The following is a 20,986-nucleotide window of genomic DNA, read 5'->3' as shown; positions in this document are numbered from 1 at the left end:
ACACCGCCTTTTCACGGCGGTAACACGGGTTCGAATCCCGTACGGACTATATATTCGGAGGATTACCCAAGTCCGGCTGAAGGGAACGGTCTTGAAAACCGTCAGGCGTGTAAAAGCGTGCGTGGGTTCGAATCCCACATCCTCCTTAGGGACGAATAGTATTGACGCGGGATGGAGCAGCTAGGTAGCTCGTCGGGCTCATAACCCGAAGGTCGTAGGTTCAAATCCTGCTCCCGCAATAGTTGGCTCGGTAGCTCAGTTGGTAGAGCAATGGATTGAAGCTCCATGTGTCGGCGGTTCGATTCCGTCTCGCGCCATAATTTTATAATCGGAAGGGTAGCGAAGAGGCTAAACGCGGCGGACTGTAAATCCGCTCCTTCGGGTTCGGGGGTTCGAATCCCTCCCCTTCCATAACCTTTACGGGCATAGTTTAAAGGTAGAACTAAGGTCTCCAAAACCTTCAGTGTGGGTTCAATTCCTACTGCCCGTGTTTAAATATGGCGGGTGTGGTGAAGTGGTTAACACACCAGATTGTGGCTCTGGCATGCGTGGGTTCGATCCCCATCACTCGCCTATTTAATATTATTGGGGTATAGCCAAGCGGTAAGGCAAGGGACTTTGACTCCCTCATGCGTTGGTTCGAATCCAGCTACCCCAGTTAAAAACTTGAGCCGGCGTGGCGGAATTGGCAGACGCGCTGGACTCAAAATCCAGTGTCCTCACGGACGTGCCGGTTCGACCCCGGCCGCCGGTATAGCTTAAGTTTAGCGAAGTGTTTAGCTTCGTTTTTTTGTTTTCTCTTTAGTAATTATTTGCAAGCTAAAGCGGAAGATTGAATCTTGATTTTGCTTGTAAATTTACACTTAACTCGTGTAATGGATATGGAAGAATTTCGCCATTCAATGGATTATAAGATCTAGAATGCTAATACGAGGCAGCTTGGTTTGTTCCTTTTATTCTCTGATTGAGTTTTTAGGGCTTAAGAATCTAATTGTCTAATTAAATATTTTTTGTGAAAAGCATCTTACTTTTACTGAAAATTCTTGACTCTTTTCTTTTTTGTGGTATAATTAACCAGTAAAGCTTTAACTGGTTAAGAGAAGGAGGAGGAAATGACTCATTTAGCAGAGAAGATCGATCAATTTTTAAATGAAGTTATTTTGAAAGCAGAAAATCAGCATGAGATTCTGATTGGTTCTTGCACGAGTGATGTGCCTTTAACCAATACGCAGGAGCATATTTTGATGCTTTTGTCTGAGGAATATTTGACAAATTCTGATTTGGCAAAAAAACTGAATGTGAGTCAAGCTGCTGTGACTAAGGCTGTGAAATCCTTGGTTCGGCAAGAGATGCTGCAAGCCTTTAAAGATAAGAGGGATGCACGGGTTACCTTTTACCGTTTGACTGAGTTAGCTCAGCCGATTGCAAAGGAACATCAGCATCATCACGCACATACTTTGGAGACGTATCAAAAATTGGCAGAGCAGTTTTCTGCTAGTGAACAGGCGACAATTGCGAAGTTCTTGGAAGCCTTGGTGGGAGAGATTGGTAAATGAGATATATCACAGTCGATAATCTTTCCTTTTATTATGACAAGGAGCCTGTGCTGGAGCATATTCATTATTTTCTAGACAGTGGTGAGTTTGTAACTTTGACGGGGGAAAATGGAGCTGCTAAAACGACGCTTATCAAGGCTAGTTTGGGTATTTTGCAGCCTAAGCATGGGGAAGTGAAGATTTCCAAGACCAATGTGCGAGGCAAGAAACTGCGGATTGCTTATTTACCTCAGCAGATTGCTAGTTTTAATGCAGGTTTTCCTAGTACGGTATATGAGTTTGTCAAGTCGGGACGTTTTCCACGTAAGGGTTGGTTTCGTCGTTTGAATGAGCATGATGAGGAGCATATCAAGGTAAGTCTGGAGTCGGTTGGAATGTGGGAACATCGAGATAAGAAGATTGGTTCTCTCTCTGGCGGGCAAAAGCAGAGGGCTGTGATTGCTCGGATGTTTGCTTCGGATCCGGATATTTTTGTCCTTGATGAGCCGACAACAGGTATGGATGCAGGCAGCAAGGATGAATTTTACAAACTCATGCACCATAGTGCTCATCAGCATGGGAAAGCTGTCTTGATGATTACACACGATCCGGAAGAAGTTCGTAAATATGCTGACCGCAATATTCATCTGGTCCGTAACCAGGACTCACCTTGGCGCTGTTTCAATGTGCATGAAAGCGACAATGGACAGGGGGTGAGCCATGCTTAATCTATTTTCCTATGATTTTATGCAGCGAGCCTTCTTGGCAGTTATTGCCATGAGCCTCTTCTCACCGATTCTGGGGACTTTCCTGATTTTACGTCGGCAGAGCCTTATGAGTGATACGCTCAGTCACGTTTCGCTAGCAGGTGTAGCTTTTGGATTGGTTCTTGGACTATCGCCCACTCTCACAACGGTGCTTGTCGTCATTGTTGCAGCAGTCTTTTTGGAGTATCTGCGGACTATCTATAAGAATTTCATGGAAATCGGAACGGCCATTCTCATGTCAACCGGCTTAGCTATTTCCTTGATTGTTATGAGTAAAGGCAAGAGTTCTAGCTCGATGAGTCTGGACCAGTATCTATTTGGATCCATTGTGACTATCAGTAGGGAGCAGGTGATTTCTCTCTTTGTTATTGCTGCTGTGGTGCTTGTCTTGACCTTCCTCTTCATTCGCCCCATGTACATCTTGACCTTTGATGAGGATACGGCCTTTGTGGATGGGCTGCCTGTGCGTACCATGTCCATTCTCTTTAATATCGTGACGGGTGTTGCGATTGCCCTCATGATTCCAGCTGCGGGAGCCTTGCTGGTTTCGACCATTATGGTCTTGCCGGCTAGTATTGCTCTGCGGATTGGGAAAAATTTCAAGTCGGTTATTTTGCTGGCAAATGCCATTGGTTTCTTTGGTATGATTGCTGGACTTTATATTTCTTACTATGCAGAGACGCCAGCTAGTGCTAGCATTACGATTATCTTCGTCAGCTTGTTCTTGCTGGTCAATCTGGTCAAAAAATTTATGAAATAGGAGCAGAAAATGAAAAAAATTAGCTTACTATTAGCAGGTTTACTGAGTATTTTCTTAGTAGCTTGTTCCAATCAAAAAAATGCAGATGGCAAGCTCAATATTGTCACGACTTTTTATCCTGTTTATGAGTTTACCAAGCAGGTGGCTGGAAATGAGGCCAATGTTGAACTTCTAATCGGGGCCGGTACAGAGCCACATGATTATGAGCCTTCAGCTAAGGCAGTTGCGACGATTCAGGATGCAGATGCCTTTGTCTATGAAAATGAAAACATGGAGACTTGGGTCCCTGATCTGTTAAAAACTTTGAAAAATAAGGAAGAAAAGGTTATCAAGGCGACTGGAAATATGCTCTTGCTGCCTGGCGGTGAAGAGGAAGAAGACCATGACCATGGTGAAGAGGGACATCATCATGCCTATGATCCCCATGTCTGGCTGTCACCGAAGCGGGCTATTAAAATGGTGGAGAACATCCGTGATAGCTTGAGCAAGTCTTATCCTGACAAGAAAGCGGCTTTTGAGAAAAATGCAGCGGCTTATATCAAGAAGCTGGAAGCCTTGGACAAGGAATATGAAGATGGTTTGGCCAATGCCAAGCAAAAGAGCTTTGTTACTCAGCACGCAGCCTTTAACTATCTGGCATTGGACTATGGTTTGAAGCAGGTGCCAATTTCTGGCCTTTCACCAGACAGTGAGCCATCCGCTTCACGCTTGGCTGAATTGACTGAGTATATCAAAAAAAATAATATCAAGTATATCTACTTTGAAGAGAATGCTTCTCAGGCTTTGGCTTCTACTCTGGCTAAGGAAACAGGAGTAGAACTTGATGTCTTGAATCCGCTGGAAAGCTTGACTGAAGAGCAGACCAAGGACGGGGCAGACTATATTTCTATCATGCAAGCCAATCTAAAGGCTCTTAAGAAGACAACTGACCAAGAGGGAGCAGAGATTGCAGCCGAGAAAGAAGAAGACGATAAGACAGTTCAAAACGGCTACTTTGAAGACAGTGCCGTCAAGGATCGTACTTTGTCTGACTATGCTGGCGAGTGGCAGTCTGTTTACCCATATCTGAAGGACGGTACCTTGGATCAAGTCTTTGACTACAAGGCTAAGCTGACTGGCAAAATGACGGCAGCTGAATACAAGGACTACTATGACAAGGGCTACAAGACAGATGTTTCCAATATCAATATCACAGACAAGACTATGGAATTTGTGGTAGATGGAAAATCTAAGAAATATACGTATAAATACGTTGGTAAGCACACTCTGACTTACTCTAAGGGAAATCGAGGGGTACGCTTCATGTTTGAAGCGACAGACGAGGATGCTGGTGAGTACAAGTATGTTCAGTTTAGCGATCACAACATTGCACCTACTAAGGCGGCTCATTTCCACATCTTCTATGGCGGCGAAAGCCAGGAAGCACTCTTTGACGAGCTGGAAAACTGGCCAACCTACTATCCAAGTAAATTGACAGGTCAAGAAATTGCCCAAGAGATGTTGGCGCATTAATATAAATAAAGTAAGAAGACGGGACTATCCCGCCTTCTTTTTTGTATATCAGGAAATGATGATAAAAATACTTGACAAATTACGATTACAAATGTAAACTAATAAAGAGTTAGATTACAAATGTAAATGATAAGGGGGTGTTAAACAATGGAACAGCAAAATATTAGCCAAGCAGAATGGCAAGTGATGCGTGTCCTATGGGCTTATCCACATAGTCGCAGTACAGAGATTATAGAGCGGTTGGAAGCCGATTTTTCTTGGAAACCGGCAACCATCAAGACCCTTTTGAATCGTCTGAAGACCAAAGAATTTATTGCCATGGAAAAAATCGAGGGCAAGTTTTACTACGATGCTCGAATTTTAGAAGCGGACCATCTGGAAAGTACATGGCAGGCGCTTTTTGACAATATCTGTAATACTAAACACGGAGATCTTTTAATTTCGATGATTGAGAGAAGTCAGTTCAGTCAAGGGGACTTGGAGCGGCTCAGCCAGGTCATTGATAAGAAAAGAGCGTCGGCACCATTGGAAATCAAATGCGACTGCCCACAAGGCCAGTGTCGTTGCGGGCACGGAAAGGAGGCACATTGATGAGCGAGAAGAAAGAATACAAGCTCTCAGGTATGACCTGCGCTGCCTGTGCTATGACGGTAGAGATGGCGGTCAAGGACTTGGAAACGGTCGAGGACGTCAGTGTCAATCTGGCGACAGAACGTCTCAGTTTGCTTCCTAAGGCGGGATTTGACAGCCAGCAAGTTCTGGATGCTGTAGCCGAGGCTGGTTATCAGGCGGAAGAAAAAGGAAAAGACCGACCGTCTGAAGTAAACGAAGAGGCTGTGGCTAGAGCGCAAGCATTACGAAGAAAGAAACAAGAGATACTGATTCTTTTGATTACGGCTCTGCCTTTGCTTTATATCTCGATGGGCAGTATGGTCGGTTTTCCTTTGCCCAGCTTCTTGGACCATATGACGCATCCCTTGGTCTTCGTTCTGTCACAACTGCTGTTAACTCTGCCTGCTGTGTGGATTGGTCGTGGCTTTTATCAGCGAGGATTTCGTAATCTTATCAAGAGGCATTCTAATATGGATAGTTTGATTGCGGTGGGGACCGGTGCAGCATTTTTTTACAGCCTCTACTCGGTCGGTCAGGTTTTTCTAGGCTATCATGCCTTTGTTCATCAGCTCTATTTTGAGTCGGTTGCAGTGATTATTGCCTTGGTTCTTCTGGGGAAATATCTGGAAAGTTCAGCTAAAGGGAGAACGTCTCAGGCAATTCAGTCTCTGCTTGAGCTAGTGCCTAGTCAGGCGACAGTGATTCGTTATGGTGAAGCTGTGACCATTGATACGGAGGATATCCGAGTTGGGGACATTATCCGTATCAAGCCAGGGGAGCGTATGCCGGTAGACGGCCTTGTGACGGAAGGGCAGACCTTTGTGGATGAGTCCATGATGACTGGTGAAAGTGTCCCGATTGAAAAGAAGGTCGGCGATACCATTACCAGTGCAACAATCAATCAAAATGGTAGTATTGACTACCAAGCAACTAGAGTGGGTTCGGATACGACCTTAGCCCAGATTGTTAGATTGGTGGAGGAAGCGCAGGGGTCTAAGGCGCCAATAGCGGCTTTGGCCGATAAAATTTCGCTTTATTTTGTCCCAATCGTGCTGAGCTTGGCTGCTTTGTCTGCGCTGGGCTGGTATGTTCTAGCTGGTGAGAGCCTTGGCTTTTCTCTGTCAATCTTTATCGCAGTTCTGGTCATTGCCTGCCCTTGTGCGCTGGGATTAGCCACTCCGACAGCCATTATGGTTGGGACTGGTAAAGGGGCTGAAAATGGAATTCTGATTAAGTCTGGACAAGCTTTGGAAGCAGCTTATCAACTGGATACTATTGTTCTTGATAAGACGGGGACGATTACGGTTGGTAAGCCCAGTCTGACAGATCTGCTGCCCTTGAGTGATTTGAATCGGTCCGACTTGTTGCGGTTAATAGCCAGTGCTGAGCAGCATTCTGAGCATCCTTTGGCTCAGGCTATTTTGGCAGCAGCTGAAGAGGAGGAGCTTGGCTTACTGCCTGTCAATCATTTTGAGGCCATTGTTGGCCGAGGTTTGTCAGCTCGGGTTGAGAACAGACAGCTTCTGGTGGGAAATGAGTCTTTGATGAAAGAAAAGAACATTGACAGCAATGCTTTTCAAGAACAGTTGTTGGAGCTATCCCAAGAAGGGAAGACAGCCATGTTTGTCGCAGTAGATGGACAGTTGGCTGGTATTCTAGCGGTAGCAGATGAGATGAAATCTAGTAGCCTGTCGGCTGTGCAGGAGCTTCAGTCTATGGGACTAGAAGTTATCATGCTGACAGGGGATCGTGAGGAAACCGCGAAAGCTATTGCCCAGAAAGCTGGAATCCAAAAAGTCATCGCAGGTGTATTGCCAGATGGTAAGGTCGCTGCTATCAAGAACTTACAGGAAGCTGGGAAAAAACTGGCCATGGTCGGAGACGGTATCAATGATGCGCCGGCTCTGGTTCAGGCAGATGTGGGAATTGCCATCGGTTCAGGCGCTGATGTAGCTATTGAGTCGGCAGATGTAGTGCTCATGCATAGTGATTTGCAGGATGTAGTCAAGGCTATCAAGCTCAGTCAGGCAACCATCCGTAATATCAAGGAAAATCTCTTCTGGGCTTTTGCCTACAATACACTAGGCATCCCGATTGCTATGGGTCTACTGCATCTTTTCGGCGGTCCCTTGCTCAATCCTATGCTGGCTGGTCTGGCCATGAGCTTGAGCTCAGTGTCAGTAGTGGCCAATGCTCTGCGTCTAGGACGCTTTAAAATGAACTAAATATACGGAGGAATGAATCTATGAAACAAACAGTTCAATTAGAAAACTTATCTTGTCAAAACTGTGTTAAACATGTCACCCAGCACTTCCTATCTATGGAGGGAGTGTCAGATGTGGCGGTAGATCTAGAACAGCAGACAGCCCACGTCACGACTGATAAGCCTTATGGGACAGCTGATTATGAAGTTGCTCTGGCAAAGACAATCTACAGGGTTCTGGATGTGGCAGAAGCTGAATGAATAAAGTCAGTAGCTTTGCGCCTGCCCAGTTGCTAGAATTCTTCTTGTAAAAAGCGATAAAATAATCTATAATGTTACTAATCACATGATTTATCTTACCGTGAGAAAGAGGAGAAAAATGAAGAAAAAAGCTTTACCTTTTTTACTAGCAGGAGCTGCTTTATTAGCTATGACAGCTTGCTCAAAGGGCAGTGCTACGAATCAATCAGAGACGTCTACTAGCAGTACTGGCTCGGTAACAAGTTCTGTGGAGCAGGTATCCAGTCAATCAACTGCAGCAGCAACTTCAGCGGCTAGCAGCACTAGCTCAGAGAGTGCAAGCACAGAAAAAAACAAGGAAAAGAAGGAAGCGATGGACATTTCAGCACTTGCAAATGGCAATTATGCCAGCGTTAAAGGAACCTGGCAGGATGCTTCTGGCAACCAGCTTGTTTTTGATGACAAGGGCTTGGTTTCAAGTGTTTATGAATTGTACGGAGCTTCACTGACAGACTATGGGACTGCTGCTGGCGGTGTCTACGGCGGAGAAAGCGGAGGTTTTCTGATTGAGTTTCTTCCTAAGGGAGTTAAGGTCGCTGACAAGGAAAACTTTACAGACAACTCAGATGCTGGCCAAGATAGAATCTGGACAGGTGTTGGCATGAATAGCTTTGACGAGCAAGGCAGCTTCTATTATCGAGTAGATTAAACGTAGCTTGGCTTTTAGTTTTATAACTTATATATTGAGGAGAGCAGAAAAACATCTGCTCTTTTTTCTTTGGTAGAGTAAGAAATTTTACAGATAAAAAAGCCTGCCTAAATTAGGCGGGCTTCATAATTTTGAGTTGAATTAGGACTCACTATGAGGCGTTATAAATTGATCCATAGGGGTTGAAATTACATTCAGGAACAATTTGGCGAAATCCTCTGCAGGCATAGGGTCTTCTTTGATGATCCAAATCTCAATGAGGGAATTAATCCATCTGACGACAATTTCAGTAGCCATCTCTTTCGAAATCCCCAATTTCTTAGAGTCAATTTCTAAATTTTGTACGACCCACTGAGTGAAGAAGGTAGATAGATAGTCACTCCAGAAAGGATCGATAGCTGTAGTGTAGAGCACCTTCATCCATTTCCTATGTTCATAGAGGGTAGGAATCATATGCTTGGCAAAGAAGCAGAATGGATTTTCTCCATTTCCTTCTTCGTAGCTTTCATACAGGGGCAAAAACGGAGCCATAATTGTCTGGCGGATGTATTGGATAATGTCTTCAACATTACTAAAATGCTTTTTATAGATGGCCTGGCGCGATAGACCGGCTTGTTTAGCAATCTCTGAAAAAGTAAAATAAGACTTTTCAGGATTTTGCTCTGCCAGCTCAATTAAGGCATTGACGACTTTGTCTCGAGTATCTTGGGGCATAAGTACCTTCCTTCTTTTATATTAAGTTCTTGCTGGTATGTCTAAAAAAATAGAGCAGACTCCAACAAAGTAGTTTACCATTTGTCAACTAAAATGATAACACTTTATAGAGAAAATGTCCAATTATTTTTAAAATTTAATATAAAAAACCAGTCTTCCCTTACAAGGACTGGTTCTGCCATTTCTCTGCTTTTCTTCTAATTGGTTATGCGATAACAATTTTGTTTGAAGGACCAGCTGGACTATCATAGGCAGCAAAGCTGGTTAGGGGCGAAGATACAAGGTTGAGAAATGTCTTAGAAAACTGCTTGCAAGGAACGGGGTCATCCTGAGTGATCCAATTCTCGATAAGAGAACTAATCCAGCCGGCCAGCAGTTGATTGGCCAGGTCTTCAGGAATACCTAATTTTTGGTGGTCAAGATTTAGATTCTGCTCGATCCAGTCCTTGTAACTGGCAGTAATAAAATCGCTCCACAGAGGATCGACAGAACTAGTATATAATATTTTAATGCGTTGGCGTTGCTCATAAATAGCGGGAAGAATCGTTTGAGCCAAAAAGGCGAAAGGATCTAAGCCCGCTTCAGAATTGTTGCTATTCCAATTGGGAGCAAAGGCTTGCTTTACCATATCTTGGCGAATGTATTCGATAATTTCAGTAGTGTTATTAAAGTGTCGTTTGTAAATGGCCTGTCTTGACAAACCGGCTTTTTTAGCGATTTCTGTAAAGGTAAAACGCAGCCTGTCTGGCTGTTTATCTGCTAATTCAAAAAATGCATCTAAAATCCTATCTCGTGTATTAAGAGCCATAATTTTATCCCTCCTATACCATTTTACTTTTTCTGTCTGAAATAAGCTAGAAAATAGCCCGGAATTTTTACTAAAAAAGTTTACACATTGTTAAATGGAAAAATTTTAGTTTGATTTTTGGACATTGTGTCTATTTAAAAACTGGACAATTTTACAATTAATGTACATAGATCAAGTCGATAATTGTTTTGCTTTAAAATATTAATATGATAAAATAATAAAAAATCTTATCAGAAGTCAAATAGAAAGTGTAGTTTAAAGATTACCAAATCTGAAAGATTTATGGGAGGTTTGACTGGACTTTTTATTCAGGATTAATGATCAGGATAATAAAATATGTTCAGAGGAGAATAAAATGAAAAGAACAGAAAAAGTTTTGCGATATTCTATTCGGAAGTCAGTTTTAGGTGTTGGTTCAGTCCTTATTTGTGCTCTGTTTTTAGGTCACAGTATAGTGGCGGCTGATGAGGAGCAGCCAGTGGCAAATGCAGTAGAGACTTCAGTCGCTGCATCGCCAGTAAATCAGGATTTGACAACAGTCAGGGAGGCTGCTAACAAGGAAGTAGGCACATTTCTGGCTGAGAAAATGACAGATCTTGGGAATAATCCGAATTTGTCAGATGAGGAGCTTGCAGCAGCTAAGGACGAAGTCAATCAAACAGCGGCAAAGGCTCAGAATGAAATTGCCGCAGCTGAGGATAAAGAAAGGATTGATCAAGCCAAAGAAGATGGATTGGCAGACATCAACTCTATCAATCCAGTCGGCAAAGATTTACTTCTAGATGAAATCCAAAATGGGAAAGCAGAGTTTGACAAACTTGTAGATAGTAGCGATTTACTGCCTGAGGAGCAAAAGAAAAGCTTCCAAGAGTCTGTAAGGAGGAAGGCTGCAGAAGCAGAGGATGCAATTCAGAAATTAGATGTTAATGCAGCAACAGCAGAGCAGGCGGAAGTGATTCAAGAGCAAGCAGTAACCGAGGAAGATAAGTTTTTCAAATTTATAGCAAGTTCAACCGTAGATTTCACTCTAGTAGCTAAGTTAGCTGACTTGGAAGCAAATCCTAATCTTTCAGAAGCAGAAAAGAAAGCGGTTAGAGGCGAAATAGAGCAAGTGGTGGAAGCAGCCAAGAAGGCTATTGAAGGAGCAGATTCTCAGGAAGTCTATGATCAGGCAAAAGAAACAGCCATAGCCCACTTAGCCAAGATTCACCCTATTGGCAAAGAGCAGTTTTTAAAAGAAATTCAGGAAGAAAGAACAGCTGCTATTGAGGCTGTTGAGAAGAGCCAAAGTATTTCTGCTGAAGAAAAAACGGCAGCTAAAAAGAAAATTGAAGATGTAGCAGCCATAGCTAAAAAAGCAATTGCAGCTCATAATGCCTGGGTTGAAAGTCCTGATGATGCTGAAAAAATTCAAGAACAGATAGCGACAGAGAAGCAAGGTTTGCTGAAAGTTACAACTGGACTGAAACTAGATCTTGCTCTGTCTGATAAGCTAGCCGACTTACGGAGCAACCCGAATCTGTCAGATGCAGAACGGGCTACGGCTAAAGCTGAAGCGGAAGCAACTCTAGCAGATGCGAAAACGGCGCTTGAAAAGGCTGATACCGAAGAGGAACTAGAGAGAATTGAGGAAGCTGGAATTACTAGCTTGGACACGATTCATCCAGTTGGCAAAGATTTGGTTTTAGATGAGCTTGAAGAGGAAGCTGATAAACAGCTTGAAGCAATTGAACATCAAACACTTTCAGAGCTCGATAAAAAGCAAGCTAAAGAAAAGATTCGAGCAGCATTAAAGGCGGTGACAGATGCGATTGCACAGCTGGATGATAGTGTAGACAGTGCAGAAAAAGCAGAAAAGCTGCAGGAACAGATTGCTGCTGAGCAGACAAAAGCTCTTGAAACTCTCGAAGCGATTGTCAAGAATGCTGCCAAAGCTGAGATGACTTCTTCTATTCCAAGTGATTCACCAAAGAAAGCTACGCCAGAATTCAGTGGAAATGTTAGTGATTCAGAAGCAACAACAGCAACACGTCCTGAATTTAGTGGAGGAGTCAGCGACTCTGAACCAGAAACGGCAACGGCGTCGGAATATGATTTATCTAGCCATGAAGTTGGAACTCATCCTGATACAGCTCCACAGGCGTCTGCACAACCAGAATTCAGTGGCAATGTTAATGATTCAGAAGCAGCAACAGCAACACGTCCTGAATTTACTGGCGGCGTCAATGATTCAGAGCCAACTATGACAGAACATAACACCTATGATGCTGGCGTTCAGCCATCAGTCAGGAGCGCACATCCAGACAGTGCTCCTCAAATGTCGGCTCTTCCGGAATTTACTGGTGGTGTCAATGCTGCTGACGCGGCAGTAGCTGATGCTTTACCTGCTTACCAAGTAACTAGCGGTATTTTGCCAGCAGTTGATGGGACCAAATCAGTACAAGAGCAGCATTCATCAGCTAAGGTCACCCAGCTAGCTCAGCTTAAAAACATGGAAAGTAGGAGTGGTACGTCAGTCTTGCCGCATACGGGTCAAGCTTCTAATGCTCTTCTCACAGTTGCAGGAGTTATCAGCGCTTTAGGTGCAGCCGGATTGTCATTCCGTAGTAGAAAAAAGGAAGATTAAGTTTTAAAGAGGCCACTTGGTCTCTTTTTTGATGGAAAAAATTTTCAAAAATCATGCAAACGTTTTACTAAAAACGCTTGAAAAAGTTAAAAAAAAACGATATAATGGACAATGTGAAAGCGCTTTGCAAACGAGAGCTTGAAAGAAAATATTTTTATTCAAAAGAAGGGGCTTATTATGGTCGAATTAAATCTGAAAAATATCTATAAAAAATATCCCAACAGCGACCACTATTCGGTGGAAGACTTCAATCTAGACATCAAGGACAAAGAATTTATCGTATTTGTCGGTCCTTCTGGTTGTGGAAAATCAACTACGCTGCGTATGATTGCAGGCTTGGAGGATATCACAGAAGGAACTGCCTCTATTGACGGTACAGTGGTCAATGATGTGGCACCAAAAGACCGTGATATCGCTATGGTCTTCCAGAACTATGCCCTTTATCCGCATATGACTGTATACGACAACATGGCCTTTGGTCTCAAGTTGCGCAAGTACAGTAAAGAAGATATTGACAAACGGGTTAATGAAGCAGCAGAAATCCTAGGCTTGAAGGAATTCTTGCAACGTAAGCCAGCTGATTTGTCTGGTGGTCAGCGTCAGCGGGTAGCTATGGGACGCGCAATCGTTCGGGATGCAAAGGTTTTCCTTATGGATGAGCCTCTGTCTAACTTGGATGCTAAGCTGCGTGTTTCTATGCGGGCGGAGATTGCCAAGATTCACCGCCGTATTGGGGCAACAACTATCTATGTCACCCATGACCAGACTGAAGCTATGACTCTGGCGGATCGTATCGTTATCATGTCAGCGACCAAGAATCCTGCTGGAACTGGAACGATTGGACGAGTGGAGCAGATTGGTACACCTCAAGAAGTCTACAACAACCCAGTTAATAAGTTTGTTGCCGGCTTCATCGGTAGCCCAGCTATGAACTTCATCCCAGTTAAGCTTGAAGGGAATGAGATTGTAGCAGAAGGTCTGCGCTTGACGGTACCTGAAGGAGCTCTCAAGGTTCTGCGGGAGAAAGGTTACGAGGGCAAGGAGTTGATCTTCGGTATTCGTCCAGAGGATGTTAATGCAGAGGCTGCTTTCTTGGAAACTTTCCCGAATTCAGTTGTGCATGCCAAGATTTCTGTTTCAGAATTGCTGGGAGCGGAGTCTCATCTATACTGCCAAGTGGGTTCTAGTGAGTTTGTAGCGCGTGTGGATTCACGGGATTACCTAGAAACTGGTGCAGGTATTGACCTAGGCTTTGACCTCAATAAAGCACACTTCTTTGATCCAGAGACAGAGAAGACAGTCTATTAATCAGTTGATAAACAAAGAACGCAGACAGTCCTGTCTGCGTTTTTAAAATGGCTGTTATAACATCATTTTTTACTAAAAGGTGATTAGATTTTTTCTTGTTTTAGTTTTCCGATAAGAATCTCAGCTGAAATGGTGGCATGTGTAAGCTGCTCCCAATTGATTAGATTTTTTTCAACATGAAAGAGTAAAGGAGTCATCTGCAGCAGGGCAGTTTTCTCCTCAGAATGCAGAGTATGGGTTGATTCTACGGTCTTTCTAGATAGGATGGTAAAGTGTTTCTGGAAATGCTGGATGATATCTTGATTAGAATAATCTTTCTTGTCCAGATATTGAGCAACTTTTTGGCGAATTTCCTTCAGATGATTCTCTGTTGGGATGACTTTAATGATAAGTCCCTCTTTTTTCAATACTCGCTGAAATTCATGATAGTTGGCTGGTGAGAAGATGTCTAGCAAGACATCCATGCTTTGATCCTGAATGGGTAAATGTGCCAAATCACCTACGAACCATTTTACAGCAAGGCTCTGATCACTTTTGGCAGCTAGTTGGATAGAATCTTTGGATAGATCAAAAGCGTAAATTTCTTTGTTGGGGAATGTTTCCTGGATTTTTCGAGCATAATATCCCTCTCCGCAAGCGACGTCTAGAATGGTCTGTTCTTCAGGCAGGGTCTGTAGCAGATCTAGCAACTCGTCTAGGATATGTTGATAAAAGCCGGCTTCCAAGATGGCTTGCCTATTTTGAAAGCTCGTTTTGTCATAGTCTTTAGCTTGTTTGGCCTGGGGAGCTAGATTGACATAACCGAATTTAGCGATGTCGTAGGAATGGCGATTAGGACACTTGAGGCTGTTTTCTTCCATAGCCAAGCTTTGCTGGCAGAGTGGACAGGCCAGGGCTGGAGCTTGGGCAAAGCGGGCGAGTTTTGGTTTCATAGGCGCTCTCTTTCTATTGTTTTTATATAGCTGAATGACTTCTTTTTGGTAAGGCATAGAAAAATCCGATTCAGGTAATCGGATTTTTATCTTTAGTAGGTCAGGACAAAGTATTTCTTCTTACCGCGGCGGATAACTGTCAGCTCGTCTTCCAGTTTATCTGAGGCGCTGAGGACATAGTCTAAATCTTGGATGCGCTCACCATTGAGGTAGATAGCGCCATTTTGGACGTCCTCGCGAGCTTGACGTTTTGAGTTGACCACACCAGATGACACGAGGATTTCCACGATGTTAAGATTTTCGTCAGCTTGGACCTGATAGTTAGGCACACCGCGCAAACCTTGTTTGAGTTCCTTGACGGACAAATTTTTGATATTTCCAGCAAAGAGCTGCTCAGTGATATTGAGAGCTTCCTGATATGCTTCTTGACCGTGAACCAGACTGACCACTTCGCGAGCTAGAACTTTCTGCGCCAAGCGTTCATGTGGTGCCGCTTCAAACTGCTGACGAATCTCTTCGATTTCATCCAAGGACAGGAAGGTGAAGATTTTCAGGAAGCGGATAGCGTCTGCGTCCATGACATTCATCCAGAATTGGTACATTTCGTAAGGAGAAGTCTTGTCAGGATTGAGCCAGACAGCATTGCCTTCTGACTTGCCGAATTTTTTGCCAGTAGCGTCGGTAATGAGCGGAACGGTCATCACATGGCCAGTCTTGTCAGCCTTGCGGCGCAGGAGTTCTGTACCTGCTGTCATATTCCCCCACTGGTCAGAACCACCGATTTGCAGGGTCACGCCGTGGTTTTGATTGAGGACGTAGAAGTCATATCCTTGCATGATCTGGTAGGCGAATTCTGTATAGGAAATCCCTGTCTCAATCCGGCTCTTGACAGAATCTTTACTCATCATGTAGTTGACAGTGAAGTATTTACCAACATCGCGCAGAAAATCGATAAAGCTGATGCTGCTGAACCAGTCATAGTTATTGACCATTTCGGCCTTATTATCGTCCTTTTCAAAGTCCAGAAAGCGAGAAAGCTGATTTTGGATAGATTTCACCCAGCCTTCCACGGTTTCCTTGGTTTGGAGGCTGCGCTCTGCATCCTTAAAAGATGGATCGCCAATCAATCCAGTTGCTCCTCCAACCAGAGCGTAGGGTTTATGGCCAGCTAGTTGCAGGCGGCGGCTAGTCAGAATGGCTACCAAGTGGCCTAGGTGCAGGCTATCAGCGGTTGGATCGTATCCGGTATAATAAGAGACTTGTCCTTCTTCTAAGGCTTTGCGTAAAGCTGCTTCATCAGTAGTTTGGAATACCAAGCCACGTTCTTTTAGCTCATCAAAAATGTGCATCATGTCTCTCCTGTTCTAAAAGCCAAGAAATTGGCTTATCTATATTTTAAATTTATGTTACTCTATTGTATCATAAAGCTTTTAAATAGCAATGATTCCTTGAAATAAATCATAGATATTTGGTATAATGGGAAGATAACAAGGAGAATCAAACTTGGAACAATTAATAGAGAAATTAAAAGAGTTCTGGGGAAAAGCCCAGCAGTTTATCAAAAAAATACATCTTCCGGAATGGAGCAAGAAGATCGTTAGTGGCAACAATGGATGGTCTATCGGTGATGTTTTTGCTGTTTTCTTGCGGACTTTTAAGCTTCTGATGAATATGGCTTTTGTATTTATCTTCTTCGGTGCCGTAATCGGTGCTGGGATTGGGATAGGCTATGCAGCTAGTCTTTTCAGTAAGGTGGAAGTGCCTAAGCAGGAAGAGCTGGTCAAGCAGGTGAATAATATCTCTGGTATTTCTAAGCTTACCTATGCCGATGGCAGCTTGATTGCAGAAGTGGACAATGATTTGCTCCGCATTCCGGTTAAGAGTGACGCTATCTCTGAAAATGTAAAAAAAGCTGTTATCGCTACAGAGGATGAGAATTTTGAAACGCATAAGGGAGTCGTTCCCAAGGCTGTGCTTCGGGCTACGCTGGGTTCAGTTGTTGGAGTTGGCTCGTCTAGCGGGGGGTCAACCATTACCCAGCAGTTAATCAAGCAGCAGGTGGTGGGGGATGCACCAACTTTCAAGCGGAAAGCGACCGAGATTGTTGATGCGCTGGCTTTGGAGCGCTACATGTCCAAGGATGATATTTTGACCACCTACTTGAACGTTTCGCCTTTCGGGCGCAACAATAAGGGGCAGAATATCGCTGGTGTGGAAGAAGCGGCTCAAGGGATTTTTGGTGTCTCTGCTAAGGATTTGACAGTGCCCCAGTCTGCTTTTATTGCCGGCTTGCCACAGAGTCCGATTGTTTATTCGCCTTATGCAGCGGATGGCAGTCTCAAGAGTGCAGGGGATTTAGCTCTGGGCTTGGAACGTGCCAAGGATGTGCTCTATAATATGTATCGTACGGGCCATCTAAGCGAGAAAGAGTACAAGGAGTACAAGGACTACGACTTGACCAAGGATTTCAAGCCATCTGAAAGCTCGGAAAAATCTTCGCATGGCTACCTTTATTACACAGCGGTCGAAGAAGCCCAGCAGACCATGTATGAGTACCTGATTCAGCGGGATAATGTTTCCCAGCAAGAGCTGAAAAACAACGACACTGTCAAGGCCTACAAGGAATTGGCTGCTAAGGAACTGAGCGATGGTGGCTATACTGTTACCACCACGATTAACAAGAACATCCACACCGCTATGCAAAATGCAGTAGCCAACTATGGCGGCATCTTGGATGACGGAACTGGTGCAGTTGAGGTGGGAAATGTCCTCTTGGATAATAAAACCGGTGCTGTGATCGGCTTTGTAGGAGGTAGAGACTATGCTTCCAATCAGAACAATCACGCCTTTGATACGGAGCGCTCACCGGGTTCGACCATTAAGCCGATTCTTGCTTATGGAATTGCTATTGACCAAGGTCTGATGGGCAGCGCCAGCGTTCTTTCCAATTATCCAACTAACTTTTCAAGCGGCGATCCAATCATGCACGTGGACAGCCGTGGTACAGCCATGATGGATTTGCAAGAAGCGCTCAATACTTCTTGGAATATCCCTGCTTATTGGACTTACCGCGGATTACGCGAAAAAGGTGTCAATGTCCGTGGCTATATGGAGAAAATGGGCTATTACATTGATGACTACAGCATTGAGAGTCTGCCTATGGGCGGGGGAATCGAAGTATCTGTAGCTCAGCATACCAATGGTTTCCAAACTTTGGCCAATAATGGAACCTACCAGAAAAAATACATGGTTGAAAAAATCACTGACCGAGATGGCAAGGTGATTTACCAGCATAAGACCAACCCTGTTCAGATATACAGTCCAGCAGCAGCTACGATTATGCAGGAGCTCATGCGGGGAGTTATCAATTCTGGAGCTACTACGACCTATAAATCCAGAATCAGTCAGGTCAATGGAACTTTAGCAGGTGCCGACTGGATTGGTAAGACTGGAACGACCAATACCAACGGTGATATGTGGCTGATGCTTTCTACTCCAAAGATGACTTTGGGAGGCTGGATTGGTCATGATGATAATAGCTCTATGGCGGCGTTGACTGGTTATAATAATAATGCCTCCTACATGGCCTATATGGTAAATGCCATCTATCAGGCAGATCCGAATGCCTGGGGTGTTGGTGATAAGTTCACTCTTGATCCGAGTGTGATTAAGTCTGATGTACTCAAGTCCACAGGGGAAAAGCCAGGTACAGTAACGGTAAACGGCCGCTCTGTTAATCTCAGTGGTCCGACAGTGCCTAGCTATTGGGCTAAAAACGGTGCTCCGACCACGACCTACCGCTTTGGTATCGGGGCATCAGATGCGGATTATCAGAAGGCTTGGTCAGCTATACTGGGCGGTTCTACCTCTAATTCTAATTCCAACTCCAACTCCAATTCTAACAATAATCGGCAGGGGAATTAGCGCATCAAGAACAGTTTTAACTTTTCAGAAAGCGGATGAAATCCTTGCAATTTCTAGCTAAATAAGGTATAATGATAGCAATAATTTGTCGTGTGCTTTATTTGAAATATTGTCCAAATAGAAGCTTACAGCAGTTAAATCAAACTTGAATAAGTCAGATTTAGCTGCTCTTTTTGTGCCTATTTTTAGGAAAAATGGATTATGTAACCAAAATTTAATTTTTCTGAAAATTAAACAAAAGGGACTGATTGTGGCTGTTTTGCAGCATTGTAAATGACAGAGGATTTTCCTCTGAAAACATTTCACAGAACTCGCCCTCAAAGCGTTAAGAAAAAGATACCTTTCTTCTCGCTTTATCAAGGGCTCAGTATCTTATCATAAAGGAGTAAAAACTTGGCAGGACATGAAGTTCGATACGGTAAACACCGTACCCGTCGTAGTTTTTCAAGAATTAAGGAAGTTCTTGATTTACCAAATTTGATTGAAATCCAAACGGATTCGTTCCAAGATTTCTTGGATCATGGTCTGAAGGAAGTCTTTGAAGATGTACTTCCTATTTCAAACTTTACCGACACCATGGAATTGGAATTTGTCGGCTATGAAATCCGTGAGCCTAAATATACGCTGGAAGAAGCACGCATTCACGATGCCAGCTACTCAGCGCCAATCTTTGTGACTTTCCGTCTGATTAACAAGGAAACTGGTGAAATCAAGACTCAGGAAGTCTTCTTTGGTGATTTTCCAATCATGACTGAAATGGGAACCTTCATCATCAATGGTGGTGAGCGGATTATCGTATCCCAGTTGGTGCGTTCTCCAGGGGTTTACTTTAACGATAAAGTTGACAAAAACGGAAAAGTTGGCTACGGTTCAACGGTTATTCCTAACCGCGGTGCTTGGTTAGAGTTGGAAACAGACTCAAAAGACATTGCCTACACTCGTATTGACCGGACACGGAAGATTCCATTTACCACTCTGGTGCGTGCGCTTGGTTTCTCAGGTGATGATGAGATCTTGGACATCTTTGGTGACAGCGACTTGGTGCGCAATACCATTGAAAAAGATATCCACAAGAACCCAATGGACTCTCGTACGGATGAAGCTCTGAAAGAAATCTATGAGCGTCTTCGTCCAGGTGAGCCTAAGACGGCTGAAAGCTCTCGCTCTCTCCTTGATGCGCGCTTCTTTGATCCGCATCGTTATGACTTGGCAGCAGTTGGTCGTTACAAGATTAATAAGAAACTCAGCGTCAAGACACGCTTGCTGAACCAAACCATTGCAGAGCCATTGGTAGATGCTGAAACAGGAGAAATCTTGGTTGAAGCTGGTACAGTTATGACCCGCAGTGTCATTGACAGCATTGCAGAGCAGCTGAACAATGGTTTGAACAAAATCACTTATATTCCAAACGACTCAGCTGTCTTGACAGCTCCTGTAGAATTGCAGAAGTTCAAGGTAGTGGCTCCGACTGATCCAGACCGCGTTGTGACTATCATCGGTAACGCAAATCCTTCTGACAAGGTACGGATTGTAACACCAGCTGATATCTTAGCTGAGATGAGCTACTTCCTCAACTTGGCTGAAGGCATCGGTCGTGTAGATGATATTGACCACTTGGGGAACCGTCGTATTCGTGCAGTTGGCGAGCTTTTAGCCAACCAAGTTCGTCTCGGACTTTCTCGGATGGAGCGTAATGTTCGTGAACGGATGAGTGTTCAGGATAATGAAGTTCTCACACCGCAGCAAATCATCAACATCCGTCCAGTAACTGCAGCTATTAAAGAATTCTTTGGTTCTTCACAGTTGTCTCAGTTCATGGACCAACATAATCCGCTGTCTGAGCTCTCTCACAAGCGCCGTCTATCTGCCTTAGGACCTGGTGGTTTGACACGTGACCGCGCTGGTTATGAAGTGCGGGACGTACACTATACTCACTATGGCCGTATGTGTCCGATTGAAACGCCTGAAGGACCGAACATTGGTTTGATCAATAACTTGTCTTCTTATGGACACCTTAACAAATACGGATTTATTCAAACGCCTTACCGTAAGGTAGACCGTGAAGCTGGCGTGGTAACCAACGAAATCGTTTGGTTGACAGCTGATGAGGAAGATGAATTTATCGTAGCGCAGGCCAACTCTAAACTGAATGAAAAAGGCGGCTTTGCTGAGCCTATCGTTATGGGACGCCATCAAGGTAATAACCAAGAATTCCCATCAGACCAAGTAGACTACATGGATGTATCGCCTAAGCAGGTAGTTGCCGTAGCGACAGCATGTATTCCTTTCTTGGAAAATGACGACTCCAACCGTGCCCTCATGGGTGCCAACATGCA

The 20,986-nt window shown here is 44.0% G+C and carries 15 protein-coding genes, 8 tRNA genes and 1 pseudogene; 20 read left to right on the top strand and 4 right to left on the bottom strand.

What is annotated here, in order from left to right:
* Window positions 1-56 precede the first annotated feature (56 nt).
* From QZ169_RS08905 to QZ169_RS08830, 16 genes are all read left to right on the top strand, one after another.
* Window positions 57-146, top strand: a tRNA-Ser gene (locus tag QZ169_RS08905).
* A 19-nt stretch (window positions 147-165) separates the two neighbouring features.
* Window positions 166-239, top strand: a tRNA-Met gene (locus QZ169_RS08900).
* 5 nt (window positions 240-244) lie between these two features.
* Window positions 245-317, top strand: a tRNA-Phe gene (locus tag QZ169_RS08895).
* 13 nt (window positions 318-330) lie between these two features.
* Window positions 331-411 (top strand) — tRNA-Tyr (locus QZ169_RS08890).
* Between the two features lie 8 nt (window positions 412-419).
* Window positions 420-490 (top strand) — tRNA-Trp (locus tag QZ169_RS08885).
* A 10-nt stretch (window positions 491-500) separates the two neighbouring features.
* Window positions 501-573 (top strand) — tRNA-His (locus QZ169_RS08880).
* Between the two features lie 13 nt (window positions 574-586).
* Window positions 587-658 (top strand) — tRNA-Gln (locus QZ169_RS08875).
* 12 nt (window positions 659-670) lie between these two features.
* Window positions 671-754 (top strand) — tRNA-Leu (locus QZ169_RS08870).
* 358 nt (window positions 755-1,112) lie between these two features.
* On the top strand, window positions 1,113-1,556 hold the full coding sequence (locus tag QZ169_RS08865; protein WP_295506459.1) for a zinc-dependent MarR family transcriptional regulator: 444 nt from the start codon (window positions 1,113-1,115) through the stop codon (window positions 1,554-1,556).
* Window positions 1,553-2,263 (top strand): metal ABC transporter ATP-binding protein, encoded by a 711-nt coding sequence (locus QZ169_RS08860; protein ID WP_295506457.1) that lies wholly within the window; start codon window positions 1,553-1,555, stop codon window positions 2,261-2,263. The genes QZ169_RS08865 and QZ169_RS08860 overlap by 4 nt, the downstream gene beginning before the upstream one ends.
* A complete protein-coding gene (locus QZ169_RS08855) occupies window positions 2,256-3,062 on the top strand; it encodes a metal ABC transporter permease (RefSeq protein ID WP_002910879.1) in 807 nt (268 codons plus the stop codon). Before QZ169_RS08860 ends, QZ169_RS08855 begins: the two co-directional genes overlap by 8 nt.
* 9 nt (window positions 3,063-3,071) lie before the next feature.
* Window positions 3,072-4,574, top strand: a complete 1,503-nt coding sequence (locus QZ169_RS08850) for a zinc ABC transporter substrate-binding protein AdcA (protein WP_295506455.1) — start codon at window positions 3,072-3,074, stop codon at window positions 4,572-4,574.
* A 147-nt stretch (window positions 4,575-4,721) separates the two neighbouring features.
* Window positions 4,722-5,165 (top strand): CopY/TcrY family copper transport repressor, encoded by a 444-nt coding sequence (locus QZ169_RS08845; protein WP_125434548.1) that lies wholly within the window; start codon window positions 4,722-4,724, stop codon window positions 5,163-5,165.
* Complete coding sequence (locus QZ169_RS08840) at window positions 5,165-7,411, top strand: heavy metal translocating P-type ATPase (protein WP_295506451.1); 2,247 nt, start codon at window positions 5,165-5,167, stop codon at window positions 7,409-7,411. The genes QZ169_RS08845 and QZ169_RS08840 overlap by 1 nt, the downstream gene beginning before the upstream one ends.
* A 20-nt stretch (window positions 7,412-7,431) precedes the next feature.
* On the top strand, window positions 7,432-7,650 hold the full coding sequence (locus tag QZ169_RS08835) for a heavy-metal-associated domain-containing protein (protein WP_002928822.1): 219 nt from the start codon (window positions 7,432-7,434) through the stop codon (window positions 7,648-7,650).
* An 85-nt stretch (window positions 7,651-7,735) separates the two neighbouring features.
* Window positions 7,736-8,338, top strand: a complete 603-nt coding sequence (locus QZ169_RS08830) for a DUF6287 domain-containing protein (RefSeq protein ID WP_002928823.1) — start codon at window positions 7,736-7,738, stop codon at window positions 8,336-8,338.
* Between the two features lie 141 nt (window positions 8,339-8,479).
* Here the strand turns inward: QZ169_RS08830 and QZ169_RS08825 are convergent, their stop codons facing one another.
* Both QZ169_RS08825 and QZ169_RS08820 read right to left on the bottom strand, forming a co-directional pair.
* Complete coding sequence (locus QZ169_RS08825) at window positions 8,480-9,052, bottom strand: TetR/AcrR family transcriptional regulator (RefSeq protein WP_268687092.1); 573 nt, start codon at window positions 9,050-9,052, stop codon at window positions 8,480-8,482.
* 205 nt (window positions 9,053-9,257) lie between these two features.
* Complete coding sequence (locus tag QZ169_RS08820; RefSeq protein ID WP_295506445.1) at window positions 9,258-9,860, bottom strand: TetR/AcrR family transcriptional regulator; 603 nt, start codon at window positions 9,858-9,860, stop codon at window positions 9,258-9,260.
* A gap of 355 nt (window positions 9,861-10,215) precedes the next feature.
* Here QZ169_RS08820 and QZ169_RS08815 point away from each other — a divergent pair, with 355 nt between their 5' ends.
* Window positions 10,216-12,486 carry an SIALI-17 repeat-containing surface protein gene (locus QZ169_RS08815; protein WP_295506443.1) on the top strand — a complete coding sequence of 757 codons (2,271 nt, stop codon included), beginning with the start codon at window positions 10,216-10,218 and terminating at the stop codon, window positions 12,484-12,486.
* Between the two features lie 177 nt (window positions 12,487-12,663).
* Window positions 12,664-13,794: an ABC transporter ATP-binding protein gene (locus QZ169_RS08810; protein ID WP_002903507.1), complete on the top strand. Its 1,131-nt coding sequence runs from the start codon at window positions 12,664-12,666 to the stop codon at window positions 13,792-13,794.
* A gap of 83 nt (window positions 13,795-13,877) precedes the next feature.
* On the opposite strand, the gene QZ169_RS08805 is transcribed toward QZ169_RS08810, so the two are convergent.
* Both QZ169_RS08805 and tyrS read right to left on the bottom strand, forming a co-directional pair.
* Complete coding sequence (locus tag QZ169_RS08805; RefSeq protein ID WP_049544117.1) at window positions 13,878-14,726, bottom strand: putative RNA methyltransferase; 849 nt, start codon at window positions 14,724-14,726, stop codon at window positions 13,878-13,880.
* Window positions 14,727-14,818: 92 nt separating this feature from the next.
* The gene (gene tyrS, locus QZ169_RS08800; protein ID WP_295506461.1) at window positions 14,819-16,075 is read right to left on the bottom strand and encodes a tyrosine--tRNA ligase; all 1,257 of its coding nucleotides are present in this window, start codon (window positions 16,073-16,075) and stop codon (window positions 14,819-14,821) included.
* Between the two features lie 154 nt (window positions 16,076-16,229).
* Between tyrS and pbp1b the strand changes: the two genes are divergently transcribed.
* Both pbp1b and QZ169_RS08790 read left to right on the top strand, forming a co-directional pair.
* Window positions 16,230-18,650: a penicillin-binding protein PBP1B gene (gene pbp1b, locus QZ169_RS08795; protein ID WP_295506441.1), complete on the top strand. Its 2,421-nt coding sequence runs from the start codon at window positions 16,230-16,232 to the stop codon at window positions 18,648-18,650.
* A gap of 393 nt (window positions 18,651-19,043) precedes the next feature.
* Window positions 19,044-20,986: pseudogene (locus tag QZ169_RS08790) on the top strand (DNA-directed RNA polymerase subunit beta); the annotation flags it as partial.

Origin of the sequence: uncultured Streptococcus sp. (assembly GCF_905372115.1) — a bacterium.
Lineage (GTDB): Bacteria > Bacillota > Bacilli > Lactobacillales > Streptococcaceae > Streptococcus.
Note: the sequence above shows the minus strand (reverse complement) of the source record. Positions and strands in the feature narration are given on the sequence as shown.